The sequence below is a fragment of the Paracoccus sulfuroxidans genome, from assembly GCF_007830335.1.
Classification (GTDB): Bacteria; Pseudomonadota; Alphaproteobacteria; order Rhodobacterales; family Rhodobacteraceae; genus Paracoccus; species Paracoccus sulfuroxidans.
In genome coordinates this window covers 103,427-122,817 of record NZ_VLKU01000007.1, presented here as the reverse complement: position 1 = coordinate 122,817, position 19,391 = coordinate 103,427, and the positions used below count along the sequence as shown (strand labels likewise).

The following is a 19,391-nucleotide window of genomic DNA, read 5'->3' as shown; positions in this document are numbered from 1 at the left end:
GGCTGAAGGCCGGGAAAGGCCACATTGCTCTGGGAGGAGAATGCAATGACCATCGACCGCAGGAAATTGTTGCAGGGATCGGCCGCGCTGGCGGCGGGCACGATGTTGATGCCTGCCTTTGCGCGTCGCGCCTCGGCGCAGGCCGCAGGCATGACTTTCACCCCCGAGGAGGGCGCCAGCCTGCGCCTGCTGCGCTGGGTGCCCTTCGTTCAGGGTGAGGAAGAGGCCTGGAACGCCAACACCAAGGCCTTCACCGATGCGACCGGCGTCGACGTCAAGATCGACCAGGAAAGCTGGGAGGACGTGCGCCCGAAAGCGGCGGTCGCCGCCAATGTGGGCTCGGGCCCCGATATGGTGATGAGCTGGTTCGACGACCCCTTCCAATATCCCGACAAGCTGGTCGACGTGACCGATCTTTGCACCATGCTGGGTGAAAAGAACGGTGGCTGGTACGACGGTCTGCGGGCTTACGGGGAACAGGACGGCAAGTTCATCTCGACCCCGCTTTGCGCCATCGGCAACGCCATCTGCTATCGCGACAGCCATATGAAGGCCGCAGGGTTCGAGGAATTCCCGACCGACACCGACGGTTTCCTGAAGCTTTGCACCGCGTTGAAGGAAAAGGGCACGCCTGCCGGTTTCCCCTTCGGCAAGGCCGTGGGCGATGGCAACAACTTCGTGCACTGGCTGCTGTGGAGCCACGGCGGCATGACCGTGAACGAGGCCGGAGAGCCCGCGATCAACAGTCCTGAGACCCGCGCCGCCATCGAATATGCCCGCGCCCTTTACGCGGTCTTTATTCCCGGCACGGAAAGCTGGCTGGACATCAACAACAACCGCGCCTTTCTGGCCGGTGACATCTCGCTGACCGCAAACGGCGTGTCGCTGTATTACTCGGCGATGAAGGATGAGGCGACCAAGGCGCTGGGCGAGGATATCCGCACCCAGAACCTGCCCATCGGCCCGATCGGCAAGTCGGTCGAGCTGCACCAGACCTCGACCATCTCGATCTTCAACCACTGCAAATTCCCGAATGCCGCCAAGGCCTATCTGGAGTGGATGTATCAGGCCGATCACATGAACGCCTGGTTGCAAGGCGCCAGCGCCTATTGCTGTCAGGCGCTGAAGGGTTTCGAGAACAACCCGGTCTGGACCTCGAACCCGATCCACACGCCCTATTCGAAGGCCTCGGCCTCGCTGCGGGAAAACGGCTATGCCGGGCCCCTGGGGCCGGCGTCTGCCGGGGTGATGGCGGATTACGTGCTGGTCGACATGTTCGCCGAAGCCGTGACTGGCCAGCGCTCGCCCGATGAGGCCATCGCCAATGCCGAGCGGCGCATCGCCCGCTATTACCGCTGATCCGAAGGGCGCGGGTTTCCTTTGGCGAAGCCCGCGCCCCTCACCTCTGACGGAACCGACGACGAGACGAGGACCCATGCCCGACCAGCCCGCCTCTCGCCCCAGTCTGTGGCGCCGCATCGCGGAAAGCCGGAACGGACTTGGCTTTCTGTTCATGCTGCCCGCAGCCGTCTTTCTGCTGTGTTTCCTGACCTATCCGTTGGGTCTGGGGGTCTGGCTGGGCTTCACCGACACGCGCATCGGTCGTCCGGGCGAATTCATCGGGCTGGAGAATTATCAGTGGCTGAATGACGACCCCGTCTTCTGGCTGTCGGTGTTCAACACGCTGTTTTACACGACCATCGCCTCGGTCCTGAAATTCGGGCTGGGGTTGTGGCTGGCGCTGCTGCTGAACCGGCACCTGCCCGCCAAGAACTTCTTCCGCGCCATCATCCTGCTTCCTTGGGTCGTCCCGACGGTGTTGTCGGCGCTGGCCTTCTGGTGGATCTTTGACAGCCAGTTCTCGATCATCAGCTGGCTGTTGATGAAATGGGGCCTCATCAGCCAGCCGATCAACTTTCTGGGCGATCCCTGGACCGCACGCTGGTCGGTGATCGCGGCGAACGTCTGGCGAGGCATTCCCTTTGTCGCGATCTCGCTTCTGGCGGGGCTGCAGACCATCCCGCAATCGCTGAACGAGGCCGCGGCCATCGACGGCGCGACGCCCTGGCAGCGCTTCACCAAGGTCACGCTGCCGCTGCTGACGCCGATCATCGCGGTGGTGATGACCTTCTCGGTCCTGTTCACCTTCACCGATTTCCAGCTGATCTATGTGCTGACGCGCGGCGGTCCGGTGAACGCGACGCATCTGATGGCGACGCTCAGCTTCCAGCGCGCCATCCCGGGCGGCCAGCTGGGCGAGGGGGCGGCCATCGCGGTCGCCATGATCCCCTTCCTTCTGGCGGCGATCCTTTTCAGCTTCTTCGGCCTGCAGCGCCGCAAATGGCAGCAGGGGGCAGACTGATGGCCAAGACCACCACCGACGACCTGCAGGGGCTTGAGCAATTCGAAAGCCGCACCCGGCGCTTCTTTGTCGTCTGGCTGCCGCTGGCCTGCTTTGTCTTCGTGCTGCTGTTCCCGTTCTACTGGATGGCGATCACGGCGGTGAAGCCCAACAACCAGCTGACCGATTACGCCAACCACAGCCCCTTCTGGGTCGTGGGGCCGACGCTGGCGCATATGAAGTACCTTTTGTTCGAGACCAGCTATCCCGGCTGGCTGTGGAACACGATGGTGGTCGCCGTCTGTTCGACCTTCATATCGCTGTTTGCCTCGGTCTTCGCGGCCTATGCGATCGAGCGGCTGCGCTTTCGCGGCGCGCGCGTCACCGGGCTTCTGATCTTTCTGGCCTATCTGGTGCCGCCCTCAATCCTGTTCATCCCCCTTGCCTTCATCGTGTTTCAGGTAGGGATTTTCGACAGCAAACTGGCGTTGATCCTGACCTATCCGACCTTCCTGATCCCGTTCTGCACCTGGCTGCTGATGGGCTATTTCCGCTCGATCCCCTACGAGCTCGAGGAATCCGCGCTGGTCGACGGGGCCTCGCGCTGGCAGATCCTGACCAAGGTTGTGCTGCCGCTGGCGGTGCCGGGGCTGATCTCGGCGGGGATCTTTGCCTTCACGCTCAGCTGGAACGAATTCATCTATGCGCTGACCTTCATTTCCTCGTCCGAAAACAAGACCATCCCGGTCGGCGTCCTGACCGAGCTTGTGCGCGGCGACGTCTATGAATGGGGCGCATTGATGAGCGGGGCCTTGCTGGGATCTCTGCCGGTGGTGATCCTCTATTCCTTCTTCGTGGACTATTACGTGTCCTCGATGACCGGGGCGGTCAAGGAATAGGAAACCCGGCTGCGGGGCCTTGCACCGGGCGCGATGCGGGATTCTTATGGGGTCACGCATCGCCGCCAGCGGGGACGAAGAATGCACGATCACGACCATTCGCAGGGTCATTCGCACGGGCATGACCATGATGAGGGGCACGACCACTCGCATGTGCCGCAGGTGACGACCCGGAATGAGCGCAAGGTGCTGCTGGCCTTCGCCATCACCTTTTCCTTCATGCTGGTCGAGGCGATTGGCGGCTATCTGTCGGGCTCCTTGGCGCTTCTGGCGGATGCGGGGCATATGCTGACCGATGCCGGGGCGCTGGCGCTGTCCTATCTGGCCTTTCGCTTCGGCAGGCGCGCGGCCGACCAGCGCCGCTCATTCGGCTATCTGCGGCTGGAGGTCGTCGCGGCCTTCGTCAATGCGCTGACGCTGTTCGCCATCGTCTTGTGGATCGCCTATGAGGCCTGGCATCGCCTGACCCAGCCGCCGCAGATCCTGGCCGGGCCGATGCTGGTGATTGCCGTGACGGGGCTTCTGGTCAACCTGCTGGTCCTGTGGATCCTGAACCGCGGCGACACCGATCACGTCAATATTCAGGGCGCAACGCTGCATGTGCTGGGCGACCTGCTGGGCTCGGTGGGGGCGATTGTCGCTGCGCTGATCATCTGGCTGACCGGCTGGACGCTGGTCGACCCGATCCTGTCGCTGCTGGTCGCCATCCTGATCCTGCGCAGCGCGTGGTTTCTGGCCAAACGCTCGCTGAACATCCTGCTGGAGGGCGCGCCCGAACATGTCCGCCCCGACCAGATCGGCCAGCATGTGCGCGAGGAATTCGCGGATGAGGTCCGGCGCGTCGGCCATATCCATGTCTGGCAGATCACCGACCGGCGCGTGCTGGCGACGCTGCATGTCGGCCCCTCGGCCAGCGCCCGGATCGAGGATCTGGGCCTGCGCATCTCGGCCTCGCTGCAGCAGCGTTTCCAGATCGAGCACAGCACCGTCGCGCTGGACTGGAGCGATGAGATGATGGTCTGCAGCCTGTCGACCCGCGAGGCGGCAGAGTGAACGCAAGGGCTGGTCTTTGCCCGCCCGATCCAGAAAACTGCGCCGAAACCGGTCGCGACAAGGGGGATGACGATGGGCCTGAACGACAAATCTGCCGGTGAGCTGGCCGACCTGCTGCAAAGCCGCCAGATCAAACCGTCCGAGATCATGTCGGATTGCCTTGACCGCATCGACGCGGTGAATGGCCAGATCAACGCCATCGTCGCCCTGCAGGATCGCGATGCGCTGATGGCGCAGGCGAAGGCGCTGGATGAACAACCGGCCGAGGGGCTGCTGTTCGGCCTGCCGCTGGCGATCAAGGATCTGCAACAGACCAAGGGAATTCGGACGACCTGGGGCTCTCCGCTTTTTGCCGATCACATTCCGGCGCAGGATGACCTGCTGGTCCGGCGGCTGAAGCAGGCGGGCGTCATCGTCATCGGCAAGACCAACACCCCCGAATGGGGTCATGGCAGCCACAGCTTCAACCCGGTGCATGGCACGACCCTGAACCCCTATGACCTGACGCGTGGGGCAGGTGGCTCATCCGGAGGGGCGGCAGCGGCGCTAGCCGCGCATATGATGCCGGTGGCCGATGGCTCGGACATGATGGGGTCGCTGCGCAATCCTGCCGCCTATTGCAACGTCTATGGCTATCGTCCCAGCTGGGGTCTGGTGCCGGTCGATGCGGGCTTCGAGACCTTCATGTCCACCATGGCGACCGATGGTCCGATGGCGCGCACCGTGCAGGATGTCGCACGGCTGCTGACCGCGATGGTGGGGCCGAATCCGGAAACGCCCTTCGGCATGCCGGGGCAGGACTATCTGGCCTCGACCACCGCCGCGCCGGACACTCTGAAGGGCAAGCGGATCGCCTGGCTTGGGAATTGGGACGGGGTCTATCCCTGTGAGCCGGGCATTCTGGAGGCCTGCGAGGGCGGGCTGAAGGTCCTGTCCGATCTGGGCGCCGAGGTCGAGGCGGTCTCGGCCCCCTATCCCGCTGAAAAGCTGTGGGATTCCTGGATCACCCTGCGCGCCATGATGAACCATGGCAGCAAGAAGGCGATCTGGGACGACCCCGCGCGGCGCGAGCAGTTGAAGCCCGAGACCCAATGGGAGATCGCGCAGGGCGAGAATCTGGCGGCTGCCGAGGTCTATCAGGCGTCGCTGACACGCTCGAAATGGTACGCCAAGGCGCATCGGCTGTTCGACCAATATGACGCCTGGGTGATGCCCACCGCGCAGGTCTGGCCCTTCCCGTCCGATTGGCGCTGGCCGAAATCGATCAACGGGCGCGCGATGGACACCTATCACCGCTGGATGGAGGTGGTCGTGCCGGTCTCGCTGATCGGGCTGTGTTCGATGAACGTGCCGGTGGGCTTCGGGCCAAGCGGCCTGCCGATGGGCATGCAGATCATCGGGCGGCATGGCGGCGATGCGGGCATCCTGCAGATTGCCGAGGCCTATCACCGCGCGACGCTGTGGCCGCAGAAGCGGCCCGCGATGCCCGGCTGAACACAATGCCGTGCCGGGGGCAACAATCGGCGCCTCATGGCGTTGCCTTGAGGATGCCCGCCTGCGATGCAGGGCGGACCCGCCAAGACTTTGAACCGAATTGGAATTGCTGATGTTTTACCGTCTGATCGCCGCCAGTGTCATCGCCCTGACCGTGGCTGCCTGCGAAGAAAAAGTCCCCGCGGCCGAGACCCTGACCGGCACCGTCGGCTATCGCGAGCGGATGGCGCTACCGCCCGAGGCCGAGGTCGAGGTCAAGCTTGTGGACGTCTCGCTGGCCGATGCGCCCTCGACCATGATCGCCGAGACCCGCTTCAAGCCGGAAGGGCAGGTGCCGGTCCCGTTCGAGCTGACCTATGACCCGTCGAAGATCATCGACAATCACACCTATGCCCTGCAGGCGCGGATCACCGATCAGGGGGAACTGATGTTCACCACGACCACGCAGTACCGCGTGCTGCAAGGTGGTCAGAACATGACCGACCTGATGCTGCAGCGCGTGAACTGATCCGCTGCAACGCGGTCTGAAATGAAAATCCCCGGCACTGCCGGGGATTTTTGGTTTCACCAGTCGCGGGGTCCCTCAGGGACGGACGGCGGTGACTTCGATCTCGACCAGCCAGTTCGGGTTGACCAGCGCGTCGACGATCATCGCCGAGCGCGAGGGCAGGTTCGGCTGCGCCTCGGTGCCGAAGAACTGCGTATAGCCTTCCATGAAGCCCGAGAAATCGGCCGGAGCGCCTTCCGGCGCGACCAGGAAGACCTGCATCTTGACGACGTCGCCCATGGTCAGGCCCAGGTCCTTCAGGGTGGCGTCGATGGTGTTCAGAACGCTGACGGTCTGCGTCTTGGTGTCGCCCCATGCAGCCGGGGTCTTGGGATCGGCGCTTTCATCGGCGACCGAAGGGACCATGCCGCTCAGATAGACGGTGGTTTTTCCCGCAGGGATCTCGACGGCGCGGGCGATCGGGAAATCCGAACCGGGCGTCTTGTGGCGAATGACGTCTTCGGCCTGGGCCACCATCGGCAGGGCACCAAGGGCAAGAGCGAGCGCGAAAGCTTTTTTCATGTTCTGAAATCCTTGCAATGTCTGGAAATGGAACGGGCCCCGCAGGGCCCGTCCCGAATGTCAGCGAGCAGCCGCCACGTCTTCCGCAGTGGTCTCGCCTTCAAAGTTATTGCCAAGATTGTGGCGAACGTAATTCACAACTGCGGCAACTTGCGCATCATCCATGATGCCACCCAGCGGGGGCATGGCTTTATAGCCGTGCAAGACCCAGGCGATGACCGCATCGGGCGATTCAAGGAACGCATCCCCTGCCAGCGCCGGATAATGGCCTGCGCCCACCGCGCCCTCGCCCTCGGGCATGTGACAGCCCGAGCAGACGGCGTGATAGATCGCATCGCCCTCAGTCTGCGGCAGGTTCTTGGTCGAGCCGCTGACAACGAAGTCCTGTGCGAACGCGCCAGAGGCCGATGCGGCAAGGGCTGCTGCGAAAACGGCCAGTGAGATTTGACGTTTCATGGCTTTTTCCCTCAACTCTGGCTTACGCGCCGATGACGTGCTGATGCAGACGCTTGATCGCGTCCAGTGCGGACAGGATCGCGCCTTCCTGCCATGCCGGCAGGTGCGAGATGTGTTCGCCCGCCATCAGCGTGCGCTGGTCCATCTTGCAGGCGTTGGCATAGTTGGCGTCCATATCGCGCCACTCGCCATAGCAGCCCAGCGTCCACGGAACCCGGTGCCACGCCACTGCGACGCCGTTCGAGAACTCGTCGCGCATCTGCGGGTGGATCTGCGAGCCGTATTCCAGCGCTTTCTCGATCCGCTGTTCCGCCGGGATGGCGTTGAACTGATACGAGGCCGCACCCCAGGAATAGCCCGACAGCAGAACGCCCGGACCGTCGCTGAAGAAGTTCGTCGACGGGTAGGAGATCAGCGTGATCGGGGTGTTGGTGTACGAGATACCGCCATAGATATGCTCGTCCTGTTCCCAGAACCGACGCTTGAACTCGAGCCCGACTTTGATCGAGCTGGCGTAATAGACGTCGTCGATCGCCGCGCTCATTTCCGAGCCGAAGTTGTGCTCGATCTGGCCCAGAACCGAGAAGGGGATCGTGCAGATGCAGTAATCCGCCTTGGCGGTCTTTTCCTCGGTGCCACCGTTCGAATCGACCCAGGTCGCCGTCACACCATCTTCGCCGCCTTCGATCTTGGTGACCTTGGCGTTGTAGGTGATCAGGTCCTTGACCTCTTTCTCGAACGCCTGGGCGATCATGTCCATGCCGCCGACGGGCTGGAAGATGGCCGCCTGGTGGTCGATCGATTCACCGGTGATCAGGTCGTTCCACAGACGGCCCTTCAGGATGTCTGCCAGCGAGATGATTTCCGAAGGCTCGCCCGCGCTTTGCGTGCCGCCACCCGGATCCACGGCCCAGCCGCGATAAAGCGAGGTGGCGCCCGATTTCACATATTCAAGCTTGTCGTCCAGCACGCCGTATTTCTTCAGCGACTCGATCAGCAGCGCTGCGTCCTCTTCGGTAACCAGCTCGTCCAGTTTCTTCTGGTCGACGGCCTTCGCCAGCAGCTCGGCAATCTGGCCACGGTAATCCGACTGGATTTCCTTGAAGCGCTGCGGCTTGCCGCCAAACGCCTCGGTGTTGTGGACATAGGCGTTGTAGTTGATCTGGATGAACGGCTCCAGCTTGACGCCAAAGCGCTTGCAGTAATCCAGCACTGCATAGTGGTCCGACGGAATGCGCCAGGGGCCGGGGTTCAGATAGTTGCCCTCGGCGAATTTCACTTCCTGCTTGAAGTCGCCCAGTTCGGTGTACACATCGCCGCCACGCAGGGTCCAGCAACGGCCGCCTGCCTTTTCGCGATATTCCAGAATCTGGACTTTGTAGCCCGCCTTGGTAAGTTCATAGGCGGCGGTCATTCCTGCCAGACCGGCACCCAGAACAAGAACGGTCGTCCCCTTGGGGTCACCCTCAAGTTTGATCGGACCGGTATAATCGGACGTGCCGGCGTAACCCATGCCGGCCATCGCGGAATACATAGCTGAGGCACCCGCTGCAAAACCCACCATTGCAAGCAGGTTGCGCCGCGTCATTCCTTGCACGTTTTCTGACATTGGCGTTTCTCCATATAGGACAAAAGTCTAAGACAAATTGTCGCAACTCCTCTCTGGACCCGCTGAAGGGCTGATGGCAAGCCCGAATATCTGCTTGACATTCAAGACCCTGAGGAGGCGGCAGGGACCCGCAGATCAACGCGGATCGAATGGCTGGGTTCCGACGTTGGTATGTGCCCAGCGATCCGGCGCTGCCTTGGCAAACGCGGGCAAATGCCGGAAAACCGGGTCCTGGAACAAGGAGATCGCCCCATGAAACTCAGCGCACGCAACGTCCTGGCCGGTAAAGTGGTCGAACTGACCAAGGGCGCCGTCACCACCCATGTCCGCATCGACATCGGCGGCAACACGGTCACCTCGTCGATCACCAATGCCGCTGCCGAGGAACTGGGCCTGGCCGTTGGCAAGGACGCCTATGCGGTCATCAAGGCCTCCGACGTCATGGTCGGCGTCAACGACTGATCCCGGCTTCCGCGCGGCCCCTTAATAGGTCGCGCGGCCACCCGAGATGTCAAACACCGCCCCGGTCGAGAATGAACATTCCGCCGAGGCCAGCCACGCCACCAGCGACGCGACCTCATCGGTTTCCAGAAAGCGGTTCAGCGGGATTTTCGACAGCATATAGTCGATGTGCTGCTGGCTCATCTGGTCAAAGATCGGCGTGCGGGCGGCGGCCGGGGTGATGGCGTTCACGATGACGCCGGTGCCCGCCAGCTCTTTCCCCAGCGATTTCGTCAGCGCGATTAGCCCCGCTTTCGAGGCCGAGTAATGCGCCGCATTCGGATTGCCCTCTTTCCCGGCAATCGAGGCGACATTCACGATGCGCCCATAGCCGCGCTCCAGCATGCCGGGGATCAGCGCGCGGCAGATCACGAAAGGCGCGTTCAGGTTCACCGCCATGACCTCGCGCCATGTTTCGGGGTCCAGTTCCCATGTCTTGGCGTTGCCGCCGGTGATCCCGGCATTGTTGACCAGAATATCGACCTGACTCGCGTTCCGGGCGGCGGCCGCAATCGCCTCATCATCGCCCAGTTCGATGACCTCGCCGATAGCACCCTCACCCAGTTCGGCCAGCGCTTCATGCAGCAGGGCGGCGTTGCGGTCCCACAGGATCACGCTGGCCCCGCTGGCCAGAAAGCGGCGGGCGATGGCAAGCCCAATGCCCTGCGCGCCCCCGGTGATGACGGCGCGGCGTCCGTTCAGGTCGATCTGGTTCATGCGTCCCCCCTTTGCGGCTTTGGTTCAGGCCATTCCGTTCGTTCCCAGATGCGATTTCAGCAGGTGAAGCTGCTGGGCATCGGCGCGGTCGCGATGCTGCTGGTGGCGCAGACGCGCCAGTGCGCTGTCGCCCAGCTTCAGCGCCTCAAGAATGCCGCGATGTTCCAGATCCGACTGCACCGGGGAAGGCCGCAGCGGCACGATGCACAGCCGCGCGCGATATTGCTGTCCCCAGCAGGCACCAAGCGCCTCTTGCAGGCGGTCATTGCCGCATAGCGCGACGATATGGGCGTGGAATTCGTCGTCGAGTTCGGACCATGCGGCGATATCGCCGCGAGCCGTTTCACGCTCCATGTCAGAGGCCAGACGTTCCAGCTGGCGCCACTCGGTCGCGGGCAGGCCGATGCGCGCGACCAGCTCGACCGCGCGCACTTCCAGCGCCGAGAAGATGTCAAGAATATCAGCCACATCCTTGACCGTCAGCGGCTTTACCGTGACGCCGTGACGGGGGCGGACCTCGACCAGCCCTTCCTCGGCCAGCTTGATGACCGCCTCGCGCACGGGGGTGCGCGAGAGGTTCAGAAGGCCCGCAAGCTCGGTCTCCAGCAGCGTCGTGCCGGGGGCAAGCCGCCCCATCAGGATGCGATAGCGCAGGTCGTGATACGCTCGGTCGCGCGCGGCCATCTCGGTGATGCCCTGCAAGCTGGGCACCGGCCGCGCCGCGCGCAGATCCGGGCGTCGATGCAGGCTGTCGTCAGCCTTTGACATCTTCGCTGTCGCGAATATGCGCCCGGATGATGCTTTCGAAATCAGTGTCCGCCGTGAAACCCACCGAGATCGCGCGATCCGGCGCGAAATCGCGCGGCCAGCCCGCCACGATCTGGCGAATGGTCGGGTCGGGCACGCGTTTGACGCGGGCCACCACCTCATCGCCCGCGACCTTGCGCAGCGTTTCCAGCACCTCGGCAATGGTCAGCGACAGGCCCGGCATGTTCAGGCAGCGCCGCGCGCCCAGAGGGGCGGTGTCCATCGTCGCCGCATGCAGCAGGAAGCCAAGCGCTGCTGCGGGGCTGGCGAACCAGTGGCGCACGTCATCCTCGACCGGCAGGATCGCCTCTTGCCCGGCCAGCGGCTCACGGATGATCCCCGAGAAGAAGCCCGACGCCGCCTTGTTGGGCTTGCCCGGCCGCACGGTGATCGTTGGCAGGCGGATGCCGATGCCGTCGAAGATGCCCTTGCGGCTGTAATCGTTCAGCAGAAGCTCTCCGATCATCTTCTGCGTACCATAGCTGGTCATCGGCGCGGTGATGAAAGTATCGGTGATCTTGTCCTCGAAGGGGGCGCCGAAGACGGCGACGGATGACGTATACACTACGCGCGGGTGATAGCCGCTGCCCTGCGCACGGATCGCTTCGAACAGGTGGCGCGTGCCGTCCAGATTGATGCGGTAGCCCTTGTCGAAATCCGCCTCGGCCTCGCCCGAGACGATGGCGGCCAGATGGAAAATCAGGTCCGGCTTGTCGGCAATCAGGCCGTCCACCGTGTCACGGTCAGCGATATCACCTGCCTTGATCTGCAGCGCGACGCCGTTTTCCGACGTGAGTTCCGCCGGGACAACGTCGAAGGCCGTCAGTTGCGTGACCGGCTTGCCGCCCAGTTCGGCCGTGTGCAGCAGATGTTCGGACAGGATGCGACCGACCATGCCGGCGGCGCCGATAACCAGAACCTTCATTGTCTCCTCCAAGACTGTTGAATCAATGTATGCATTGTCTGGAAGGCGGGTCCAGAGATTACAGCAATCCCCGGCCCGCCAGATTGCGCATCAACGCGCCCGCGCCAAAGCGCCATGCGGGGCATTCGGTCGAAAGCGCCACCTGATTGCTCAGGCTGCCCAGCATCGGCTCGGCAATGGTGACCATATCGCCGAGGACATGGGTGAAGCCCTGACCCGGCGCGCCGCGATCCTGCGTCGGCGCGAACAGCGTGCCCAGAAACAGCATGGCCCCGTCGGGGTATTGGTGATGCGGCCCCATCAGCTGCGCCACCAGATCGGCCGGGTCGCGGCTGATCTGCGCCATCGAGGACGCGCCGTTCATCTCAAACCCCTCGGGCCCCTGAACATGCAGCGTCAACTCGGCGCGGCGCACGTCATCAAGACTGTAATTCTGATCGAACAGCCGGATGAACGGCCCGATCGCGCAGGAGGCATTGTTGTCCTTGGCCTTGCCCAGCAGCAGGGCCGAGCGTCCCTCGACATCGCGCAGGTTCACGTCATTGCCCAGCGTCGCGCCCCGGATCCGGCCCTGGCTGTCGACGGCCAGCACGATTTCCGGCTCGGGGTTGTTCCAGCGGCTGATCGGGTGCAGCCCGACGCGCGCGCCCCAGCCCACCGCCGCCATCGGCTGGCATTTGGTGAAGATTTCGGCGTCCGGGCCGATCCCGACTTCAAGGTATTGCGACCACAGCCCCTCGGCCAGCAGCAGGTCCTTGACCGTCGCCGCCTGATCTGAGCCGGGAATGATGCCGCGCAGGCTGGCGCCGATGGTGCTGCCGATGCGGGCGCGGATCGCTTCGGCCTTGTCGGGGTCGCCTGCGGCCTGTTCCTCGATCACCCGCTCGACCATCGAGGCGGCGAAGGTCACGCCGCTGGCCTTGACGGCCTGCAGATCGCAAGGGGCCAGCAGGCGCAGCGCATCGGCGTCATCCGTGGCCGTCAGAAACGCGTCAAGCGGGCCCAGCGGCACGCCGGGTTGCGCGGCGATCAGCCCGGCGGGGTCGTCATGTTCCAAAAGCGCGCTGACGGTCGGCGCCTCAAGGCAGGTGATGTCATAGACCTCGCCCCCGCGCAGGGTGACGACGGCGGGGCCGATGCCGGGACGCCAGATCCGGCCCAGAAAAATCCCGTCCTTGGGCAGCAGGAAGGTGGTGGTCATGGAGCGTCCCCTGTCAGCAGAATTGCCCGAAGCATGCTTTAGAAACCGCTCGTATTCGCGAATATGGCTGCATCATTCGGCAACGCCTGCAAAGATTCCGGCAAAAAACGGTATACCATTATTTTCACCCTCGATGGCAAGCCACAACGGCATTTTCGCTTGCAACCCTGCGCAGGCTGGGTCCAATCTGGTATACCAAACCAGCCGCACCCTTCCCGGTGTCGCCAGCATGGAGTGCCAGATGGGCAATACCCGCGCGAACAGGCGTTTCCGCTCGCAAGAGTGGTTCGACAACCCCAACAATCCGGGCATGACCGCGCTTTATATCGAGCGCTACCTGAACCAGCAGTTCACCCGCGAGGAATTGCAGTCCGAGCGTCCGATCATCGGCATCGCCCAGACCGGCAGCGATCTGGCGCCTTGCAACAAGATCCACGTATTCCTGATGGACCGGATCAAGGCGGGCATTCGCGATGGCGGCGGCATTCCGATGGAATTCCCGGTGCATCCCATTCAGGAAACCGGCAAGCGGCCGACGGCGGCGCTGGACCGGAACCTGGCCTATCTGGGGCTGGTCGAGGTGCTGCACGGCTATCCTCTGGACGGGGTCGTGCTGACGACCGGCTGCGACAAGACCACGCCCGCGATGCTGATGGGCGCGGCGACGATGGACATTCCGGCGATCACGCTGAACGGCGGCCCGATGCTGGACGGCTGGTGGCAGGGCAAGCGCGCGGGCTCGGGCACGGTGGTCTGGGAAAGCCGCAGGCTGCTGTCCGAAGGCAAGATCGACTATGAGGAGTTCATGTCGCGCGTCTGCGCCAGCGCCCCCAGCCTGGGCCATTGCAACACCATGGGCACCGCCAGCACGATGAACGCCATGGCCGAGGCGCTGGGCATGTCGCTGACCGGCTGCTCGGCCATTCCCGCGCCCTTCCGCGAGCGGATGAACATGGCCTATGAGACCGGCAAGCGCATCGTGCAGATGGTGCTGGACGATCTGAAGCCCTCGGACATCCTGACGCGCGAGGCCTTCGAGAATGCGATCATCGTGAACTCGGCCATTGGCGGGTCGACGAATGCGCCGCCGCATCTGCAGGCCATCGCCCGCCATGCCGGGGTCGAGCTGGACGTGACCGACTGGCAGAAGGTCGGCTATGACGTTCCGCTGCTTCTGAACATGCAGCCTGCGGGCGAATTTCTGGGCGAAAGCTTCTTCCGCGCGGGCGGCGTCCCCGCCATCATGGCCGAGTTGAAAAAGGCCGGGCGTCTGCATGAGGGCGCGATGACCGTGACCGGGCGGACCATGGGCGAAAACCTTGAGGGGCAGGCCAGTCAGGACCATCAGGTCATCCGCCCCTATGACGACCCGCTGCGCGAAAAGGCCGGGTTCATCGTGCTAAGCGGCAATCTGTTCGATTCGGCGCTGATGAAGACCAGCGTGATCTCGAAGGATTTCTATCAGCGCTTCCTGTCGCGTCCCGGGCAAGAGGGTGTGCATGAGGCCCGCGCCATCGTCTTCGAGGGCCCCGAGGATTATCACGACCGGATCAATGACGCCGCATTGGGCATCGACGAAAACTGCATCCTCTTCATCCGCAACGTGGGTTGCGTGGGCTATCCGGGCAGCGCCGAGGTGGTGAACATGCAGCCCCCGGATGCGGTCCTGAGGCAGGGCATCGACCACCTGCCCACGGTGGGTGACGGTCGGCAGTCGGGCACCTCGGAAAGCCCGTCGATCCTGAACGCCAGCCCGGAATCGGTGGTGGGTGGCGGTCTGGCCTATCTGCAGACCGGCGACCGAGTGCGGCTGGACCTGAACGCGGGCCGCATGGACGCGCTGGTCGAGCCCGCCGAATGGCAGGCCCGGAAGGAGGCATGGGTGCCTCCGGTGCTGGAAAACCAGACGCCTTGGGAGGAAATCTATCGCCAGAACGTCGGGCAACTGGCGCAGGGCGGCTGTCTGGAACTGGCGACGGCCTATCAGAAGGTCCGCGAGACCTTGCCGCGCGACAATCACTAGGCCGGAGAAAAGGGGACATCCATGGCACAGAACATCCTGATCACCGGCGCCGGCAGCGGCATCGGCCGCGCCACCGCGCGGCGCTTTCTGGACGCAGGCTGGAACGTCGGCCTGATCGGCCGCCGCACCGAACCGCTTGAAGAGACCGCGAACGGCCATGCCAATGCGCTGATCCTGCCCTGCGACGTGACCGACCCGGCGCAGGTCGACCGCGCCTTTGCGGACGCCGTCGCGGCCTGGGGGCGGCTGGACGTGCTTTTCAACAACGCAGGCGCGGTTCTGCTGTCAAAGCTGATTGATGAGATCAGCGTCGAGGAATGGCACAACGTCGCGAATGTGAACATCTCGGGCATGTTCCTTTGCGCCCGCGCGGCGTTCCGGCAGATGCGCACGCAAAGCCCGATGGGCGGGCGGATCATCAACAATGGCTCGGTTTCGGCGGATGTGCCGCGTCCGGGCTCGACCCCCTACACCATGTCGAAACACGCAGTGACGGGGCTGACGCGCTGTCTGTCGCTGGACGGGCGGCCCTTCAACATCGCCTGCGGGCAGGTCGACGTCGGCAATGCCCTGACCAATATGGCCGAGGCGATGACCAAGGGCGTGCCGCAGGCCGATGGTTCGGTCAAGGTCGAGGCGGTGATGGACGTTCAGAACGTGGCCGATGCGGTGATGCATATGGCCTCGATGCCCGAGGGCGCGAATATCCAGTGGCTGACCGTCATGGCGACCAACATGCCCTATATCGGGCGCGGGTAAGCCGGATGAGCAAGATTCTGGTGGTCGGAAACTACGCGCCGACGGATGTGGCCGCGTTTCGGGATGAGTTCGGCGTGACGCCTCTGGCCTCGCTGACGCAGCTTGCAGAGGCCGCGCGCGACGATTGCGTCGCTTTGGCGTTCAAGGGCGGTGAGCCTTTGGGCGGTGCGGCGATGGACCTTCTGCCGAACCTGCGCCTGATCGCGAATTTCGGCGTGGGCTATGACGCGATCAGCATTGCCGATGCGGATGCGCGGGGCATCAAGGTCACCAATACGCCTGATGTCCTGAACGACGATGTGGCCGATCTGGCCGTGGCCATGCTGATTTCCCGGCAGCGCGAGATGGCCCCGGCCGAGCGCTGGCTGCGGGACGGCAACTGGCCCGCCGAAGGGGCCTATCCTCTGGCGCGCAAGATGTCGGGGCGCAAGGTCGGCATTCTGGGCATGGGCCGTATCGGGCGTGAGATCGCGGACCGACTTGCCGCTTTCAAATGCCAGATCCATTACCAGTCGCGCAGCCGCAAGGAGACGCCTGCAGGCTGGACCTATCACGCCGATCCGGTTGCGCTGGCGGCGGCGGTCGATGATCTGGTCGTCTCGGTCGTCGGCGGGGCCGAGACGCTGGGTTTCGTTTCGGCGGAAGTGATCGCTGCACTGGGGGCGGATGGGGTCATCGTCAACATCTCGCGCGGGTCGGTGATCGACGAAGAGGCGCTGATCGCGGCCCTTCAGAACGGGCAGATCCGTGGCGCGGCGCTGGACGTCTTCCGCAATGAGCCGAAGATTGACCCGCGCTTTCTGACGCTGCCGAATGTGCTGCTGTTGCCGCATATCGGCTCGGCCACGGTCGAGACGCGGGCGCGGATGGGCGCGCTCCAGCGGCAGAATCTGGCGGCCCTGCTGGCGGGGCAGCCGCTGCTGACGCCGGTCAACTGAATGGCCACTGAGGACAGCATGGCCGAGGCGATCGCCTATGACCTGCGCCGGGAAATCCTGCGCGGCACGCTGGTGCCGGGTGAGACGATCAAGGAACGCGAGAATGCCGAGAAGCGCGGCGTCTCGCGCACCCCCATGCGCGAGGCGATCCGCATTCTGGCGCAAGAGGGGCTGGTTCAGCTGCGCCCGTTGCGCAGCCCGGTCGTGGCGAACCCCTCGCTGAAGGAAATCATCGATCAGGTCCGGGTGCTGCACGCGCTGGAGCTTTTGTCGGGCGAACTGGCCTGCGCCACCGCGACCGAGGCCGAGATTGCCCGCATCGGCCATCTCAAGGATGAAATCGACCGGCTGTGCGACATCATCGATTCCGTCGATCTGTTCGAACTGGACATGCAGTTTCATGCCGCCATCGTCGCGGCCAGCCACAATCAGGCGCTGATCGAGACGCATCGCGCCTATATGGCCCGGCTATGGCGGGCGCGTTACCTCTCGGCGCGGATCCGCAGGACCCGGCGGCGGGTGCTGCGCCAGCACGGGGCCATCCATCGGGCGCTGGCGGCGCGCAATCCGCGCCGGACCAAGGCCGAAATCGACGCCCATTTCGCCCCGATGTACAAAAACATTGAAAGTCATTTTAAAACTTCGGAGGACAGCGGGGGCAATTAAACATTGCCACAGGGCCTGTCGCCCGTCTTCATGACGCGCGGGCAAGGAGGAGGCCGTTGCGACCGTTCAGCGGATGCATCGCGGGCCGTCTGTCGAAAGATTTACGCCACATCCAAGGAGGAAAACGATGAAACTGCTGCGCTATGGCCCCGAGGGGCAGGAAAAGCCGGGCATGCTGGATGCCGACGGCAATATCCGCGACCTGTCGGGCCATGTGGCCGATATTGCCGATGAGGCGCTGTCGCCCGAGGGGCTGGCACGGCTGGCGGCGATCGACCCGACCAGCCTGCCCTTGGTCGAGGGTTCGCCCCGTCTGGGCGCCTGCGTCGGCCATGTGCGCAAATTCGTCGCCATTGGCCTCAACTACGCCGATCACGCCGCCGAAAGCGGTCTGGCCGTGCCGTCCGAGCCGGTTGTGTTCAACAAATGGACCAGCTGCATCGTCGGCCCGAATGATGACGTGGTCATCCCCAAAGGCTCCAGCAAGACCGATTGGGAGGTCGAGCTGGGCATCGTCATCGGCCAGCGCACCAGCAATGTCTCGAAAGAACAGGCGCTGGAGCATGTGGCGGGCTATTGCGTGGTCAACGACGTCTCGGAACGCGAATGGCAGGCCGAGCGCGGCGGTACCTGGGACAAGGGCAAGGGTTTCGACACCTTCGGCCCCATCGGTCCCTGGGTCGTGACCCGGGACGAGATTGCCGATGTCCAGAACCTGAAGATGTGGCTGGATGTAGACGGCAAACGCTTCCAGACTGGTTCGACCGGCACGATGATCTTTGATGTGGCGACGCTGGTGGCCTATTGCTCGCAGCTGATGACGCTGATGCCGGGCGATGTGATCACAACCGGCACGCCTCCGGGCGTGGGCATGGGGCAGAAGCCGCAGGTCTTCCTGAAAGGCGGCGAGACGATGACTCTGGGCATCGACGGTCTGGGTCAGCAGACCCAGAAGGTCCGCCGCGCCTGAGGATCGTGAAGGCAAAGGGGCGTCCGGCGCCCCTTTGCGATGCGGCGAAATCAGGCGCTGTCGTCACCCGGAAGCCGCACTTTCGCCTGAGCCGCCAGTACTTTCGCCACGGCGGCATCGGCCAACCCGCCCAGCCCCTCGGCGCTGGCCTGATTGAACAGCTTCAGCGCGGCATCGACCTGCGGAACCGGAGTTTTCAGCGCCTCGGCGGTCTCGGCCACAATTCCCAGATCCTTGACGAAGATATCGACCGCCGAAAACGGCGTGTAGTCGCCCGAGACCACCTGCGGGCCCCGGTTTTCAAACATCCACGAGCTGCCCGCGCATTCTGTGATCACATCCTGAACGGTGCCCAGATCCATGCCGGATTTGGCGGCCAGCACCATCGCCTCGGCCATGCTGGCGATATGAACCCCGGCCAGAAGCTGGTTGATGACCTTCATCCGGCTGCCCGCGCCGGGCGCATCGCCCAGCCGGAATACCTTCGCCGCAATCGCCTGCAACGCTGGGGCGATGCGCGTGAAGGCCTCATCCGGCCCCGAGGCCATGATGCTGATCTGCCCGTCCCGCGCCTTTTGCGCGCCGCCCGAGACCGGGGCGTCGATGGCCAGCATCCCGGCCTCAACCAGCCGATCACACAGCACGACCATCTGATCGGGCCGCAGGGTCGGGCACAGCACGAAAACGCTGCCCGGCCTGGCGGTCGAGACTGCGCCTTCGGGGCCGAACAGCACGGCCTCGGCCTGCGCGGCATTCACCACGAAGACGAAGATCGCCTGCGCGCCCGCCGCTGCCTCGGCAGCCGAGGCAGCCGCATGCCCGCCCGCTGCGGTCAGTTCGGCCAGCGGCTGCGGGCGCAGGTCGAAGCCATGGGTGGGAATGCCCGCCCGCGCCAGCGACAGCGCCGCGCCAAGGCCCATCGAACCCAGCCCGATCACGGCTGCCGTCAATTCCACCATGTCC

At 64.0% G+C, this 19,391-nt stretch carries 20 protein-coding genes; 12 read left to right on the top strand and 8 right to left on the bottom strand.

Annotated features, from left to right (window positions below; all coding sequences use genetic code 11):
- The first annotated feature begins 45 nt into the window (after positions 1 to 45).
- From IQ24_RS12210 to IQ24_RS12185, 6 genes are all read left to right on the top strand, one after another.
- On the top strand, positions 46 to 1,359 hold the full coding sequence (locus IQ24_RS12210) for an ABC transporter substrate-binding protein (protein ID WP_145398247.1): 1,314 nt from the start codon (positions 46 to 48) through the stop codon (positions 1,357 to 1,359).
- A 76-nt stretch (positions 1,360 to 1,435) separates the two neighbouring features.
- Positions 1,436 to 2,362, top strand: a complete 927-nt coding sequence (locus IQ24_RS12205) for a carbohydrate ABC transporter permease (RefSeq protein WP_145398246.1) — start codon at positions 1,436 to 1,438, stop codon at positions 2,360 to 2,362.
- Entirely contained in the window at positions 2,362 to 3,240 is an 879-nt protein-coding gene (locus IQ24_RS12200; RefSeq protein ID WP_199756556.1) for a carbohydrate ABC transporter permease, read from the top strand. Before IQ24_RS12205 ends, IQ24_RS12200 begins: the two co-directional genes overlap by 1 nt.
- 81 nt (positions 3,241 to 3,321) lie before the next feature.
- Positions 3,322 to 4,293 (top strand): cation diffusion facilitator family transporter, encoded by a 972-nt coding sequence (locus IQ24_RS12195; protein ID WP_145398244.1) that lies wholly within the window; start codon positions 3,322 to 3,324, stop codon positions 4,291 to 4,293.
- A gap of 72 nt (positions 4,294 to 4,365) precedes the next feature.
- Positions 4,366 to 5,787 carry an amidase gene (locus IQ24_RS12190; RefSeq protein WP_145398243.1) on the top strand — a complete coding sequence of 474 codons (1,422 nt, stop codon included), beginning with the start codon at positions 4,366 to 4,368 and terminating at the stop codon, positions 5,785 to 5,787.
- 112 nt (positions 5,788 to 5,899) lie between these two features.
- Positions 5,900 to 6,295 carry a YbaY family lipoprotein gene (locus tag IQ24_RS12185; protein WP_145398242.1) on the top strand — a complete coding sequence of 132 codons (396 nt, stop codon included), beginning with the start codon at positions 5,900 to 5,902 and terminating at the stop codon, positions 6,293 to 6,295.
- A 75-nt stretch (positions 6,296 to 6,370) separates the two neighbouring features.
- On the opposite strand, the gene IQ24_RS12180 is transcribed toward IQ24_RS12185, so the two are convergent.
- The 3 genes from IQ24_RS12180 to IQ24_RS12170 are packed head-to-tail and all read right to left on the bottom strand — an operon-like array spanning position 6,371 to position 8,921.
- On the bottom strand, positions 6,371 to 6,856 hold the full coding sequence (locus IQ24_RS12180; protein ID WP_145398241.1) for a RidA family protein: 486 nt from the start codon (positions 6,854 to 6,856) through the stop codon (positions 6,371 to 6,373).
- Between the two features lie 60 nt (positions 6,857 to 6,916).
- Positions 6,917 to 7,312 carry a c-type cytochrome gene (locus IQ24_RS12175; RefSeq protein WP_145398240.1) on the bottom strand — a complete coding sequence of 132 codons (396 nt, stop codon included), beginning with the start codon at positions 7,310 to 7,312 and terminating at the stop codon, positions 6,917 to 6,919.
- A 22-nt stretch (positions 7,313 to 7,334) separates the two neighbouring features.
- Positions 7,335 to 8,921 carry a flavin monoamine oxidase family protein gene (locus IQ24_RS12170; RefSeq protein ID WP_145398239.1) on the bottom strand — a complete coding sequence of 529 codons (1,587 nt, stop codon included), beginning with the start codon at positions 8,919 to 8,921 and terminating at the stop codon, positions 7,335 to 7,337.
- 252 nt (positions 8,922 to 9,173) lie between these two features.
- Between IQ24_RS12170 and IQ24_RS12165 the strand changes: the two genes are divergently transcribed.
- Positions 9,174 to 9,383, top strand: coding sequence for a TOBE domain-containing protein (locus IQ24_RS12165; RefSeq protein WP_145398238.1), 210 nt, complete (start codon positions 9,174 to 9,176; stop codon positions 9,381 to 9,383).
- A 21-nt stretch (positions 9,384 to 9,404) separates the two neighbouring features.
- Here the strand turns inward: IQ24_RS12165 and IQ24_RS12160 are convergent, their stop codons facing one another.
- The 4 genes from IQ24_RS12160 to IQ24_RS12145 are packed head-to-tail and all read right to left on the bottom strand — an operon-like array spanning position 9,405 to position 13,072.
- On the bottom strand, positions 9,405 to 10,139 hold the full coding sequence (locus IQ24_RS12160) for an SDR family NAD(P)-dependent oxidoreductase (RefSeq protein ID WP_145398237.1): 735 nt from the start codon (positions 10,137 to 10,139) through the stop codon (positions 9,405 to 9,407).
- 24 nt (positions 10,140 to 10,163) lie between these two features.
- A complete protein-coding gene (locus tag IQ24_RS12155) occupies positions 10,164 to 10,907 on the bottom strand; it encodes a GntR family transcriptional regulator (RefSeq protein WP_145398236.1) in 744 nt (247 codons plus the stop codon).
- Positions 10,894 to 11,871 (bottom strand): D-erythronate dehydrogenase, encoded by a 978-nt coding sequence (denD, locus tag IQ24_RS12150; RefSeq protein ID WP_145398235.1) that lies wholly within the window; start codon positions 11,869 to 11,871, stop codon positions 10,894 to 10,896. The genes IQ24_RS12155 and denD overlap by 14 nt, the downstream gene beginning before the upstream one ends.
- A 58-nt stretch (positions 11,872 to 11,929) precedes the next feature.
- Positions 11,930 to 13,072, bottom strand: coding sequence for a fumarylacetoacetate hydrolase family protein (locus IQ24_RS12145; protein WP_145398234.1), 1,143 nt, complete (start codon positions 13,070 to 13,072; stop codon positions 11,930 to 11,932).
- 241 nt (positions 13,073 to 13,313) lie between these two features.
- Here IQ24_RS12145 and IQ24_RS12140 point away from each other — a divergent pair, with 241 nt between their 5' ends.
- The 5 genes from IQ24_RS12140 to IQ24_RS12120 all read left to right on the top strand — a co-directional run bounded on the left by IQ24_RS12140 (position 13,314) and on the right by IQ24_RS12120 (position 18,428).
- On the top strand, positions 13,314 to 15,095 hold the full coding sequence (locus IQ24_RS12140) for an IlvD/Edd family dehydratase (protein WP_145398233.1): 1,782 nt from the start codon (positions 13,314 to 13,316) through the stop codon (positions 15,093 to 15,095).
- A 21-nt stretch (positions 15,096 to 15,116) separates the two neighbouring features.
- The gene (locus tag IQ24_RS12135; RefSeq protein ID WP_145398232.1) at positions 15,117 to 15,854 is read left to right on the top strand and encodes an SDR family oxidoreductase; all 738 of its coding nucleotides are present in this window, start codon (positions 15,117 to 15,119) and stop codon (positions 15,852 to 15,854) included.
- A 5-nt stretch (positions 15,855 to 15,859) separates the two neighbouring features.
- The gene (locus tag IQ24_RS12130) at positions 15,860 to 16,792 is read left to right on the top strand and encodes a 2-hydroxyacid dehydrogenase (protein WP_145398231.1); all 933 of its coding nucleotides are present in this window, start codon (positions 15,860 to 15,862) and stop codon (positions 16,790 to 16,792) included.
- Entirely contained in the window at positions 16,793 to 17,458 is a 666-nt protein-coding gene (locus tag IQ24_RS12125; protein ID WP_145398230.1) for a GntR family transcriptional regulator, read from the top strand.
- 127 nt (positions 17,459 to 17,585) lie between these two features.
- Positions 17,586 to 18,428, top strand: a complete 843-nt coding sequence (locus IQ24_RS12120; protein ID WP_145398229.1) for an ureidoglycolate lyase — start codon at positions 17,586 to 17,588, stop codon at positions 18,426 to 18,428.
- A gap of 50 nt (positions 18,429 to 18,478) precedes the next feature.
- Here IQ24_RS12120 and ltnD read toward each other — a convergent pair whose 3' ends face one another.
- Positions 18,479 to 19,387 carry an L-threonate dehydrogenase gene (ltnD, locus tag IQ24_RS12115; protein ID WP_145398228.1) on the bottom strand — a complete coding sequence of 303 codons (909 nt, stop codon included), beginning with the start codon at positions 19,385 to 19,387 and terminating at the stop codon, positions 18,479 to 18,481.
- Positions 19,388 to 19,391: the final 4 nt, after the last annotated feature.

Bases quoted from the DNA above. Each gene is read 5' to 3' on its own strand.
- ltnD (WP_145398228.1), bottom strand. From the start codon at position 19,387: ATGGTGGAATTGACGGCAGCCGTGATCGGGCTGGGTTCGATGGGCCTT.
- IQ24_RS12200 (WP_199756556.1), top strand. From the start codon at position 2,362: ATGGCCAAGACCACCACCGACGACCTGCAGGGGCTTGAGCAATTCGAA.
- IQ24_RS12160 (WP_145398237.1), bottom strand. From the start codon at position 10,139: ATGAACCAGATCGACCTGAACGGACGCCGCGCCGTCATCACCGGGGGC.
- IQ24_RS12190 (WP_145398243.1), top strand. From the start codon at position 4,366: ATGGGCCTGAACGACAAATCTGCCGGTGAGCTGGCCGACCTGCTGCAA.
- IQ24_RS12135 (WP_145398232.1), top strand. From the start codon at position 15,117: ATGGCACAGAACATCCTGATCACCGGCGCCGGCAGCGGCATCGGCCGC.
- IQ24_RS12205 (WP_145398246.1), top strand. From the start codon at position 1,436: ATGCCCGACCAGCCCGCCTCTCGCCCCAGTCTGTGGCGCCGCATCGCG.
- IQ24_RS12125 (WP_145398230.1), top strand. From the start codon at position 16,793: ATGGCCACTGAGGACAGCATGGCCGAGGCGATCGCCTATGACCTGCGC.
- IQ24_RS12175 (WP_145398240.1), bottom strand. From the start codon at position 7,312: ATGAAACGTCAAATCTCACTGGCCGTTTTCGCAGCAGCCCTTGCCGCA.
- IQ24_RS12145 (WP_145398234.1), bottom strand. From the start codon at position 13,072: ATGACCACCACCTTCCTGCTGCCCAAGGACGGGATTTTTCTGGGCCGG.
- denD (WP_145398235.1), bottom strand. From the start codon at position 11,871: ATGAAGGTTCTGGTTATCGGCGCCGCCGGCATGGTCGGTCGCATCCTG.
- IQ24_RS12210 (WP_145398247.1), top strand. From the start codon at position 46: ATGACCATCGACCGCAGGAAATTGTTGCAGGGATCGGCCGCGCTGGCG.
- IQ24_RS12195 (WP_145398244.1), top strand. From the start codon at position 3,322: ATGCACGATCACGACCATTCGCAGGGTCATTCGCACGGGCATGACCAT.
- IQ24_RS12140 (WP_145398233.1), top strand. From the start codon at position 13,314: ATGGGCAATACCCGCGCGAACAGGCGTTTCCGCTCGCAAGAGTGGTTC.
- IQ24_RS12155 (WP_145398236.1), bottom strand. From the start codon at position 10,907: ATGTCAAAGGCTGACGACAGCCTGCATCGACGCCCGGATCTGCGCGCG.
- IQ24_RS12120 (WP_145398229.1), top strand. From the start codon at position 17,586: ATGAAACTGCTGCGCTATGGCCCCGAGGGGCAGGAAAAGCCGGGCATG.
- IQ24_RS12185 (WP_145398242.1), top strand. From the start codon at position 5,900: ATGTTTTACCGTCTGATCGCCGCCAGTGTCATCGCCCTGACCGTGGCT.
- IQ24_RS12170 (WP_145398239.1), bottom strand. From the start codon at position 8,921: ATGTCAGAAAACGTGCAAGGAATGACGCGGCGCAACCTGCTTGCAATG.
- IQ24_RS12165 (WP_145398238.1), top strand. From the start codon at position 9,174: ATGAAACTCAGCGCACGCAACGTCCTGGCCGGTAAAGTGGTCGAACTG.
- IQ24_RS12130 (WP_145398231.1), top strand. From the start codon at position 15,860: ATGAGCAAGATTCTGGTGGTCGGAAACTACGCGCCGACGGATGTGGCC.
- IQ24_RS12180 (WP_145398241.1), bottom strand. From the start codon at position 6,856: ATGAAAAAAGCTTTCGCGCTCGCTCTTGCCCTTGGTGCCCTGCCGATG.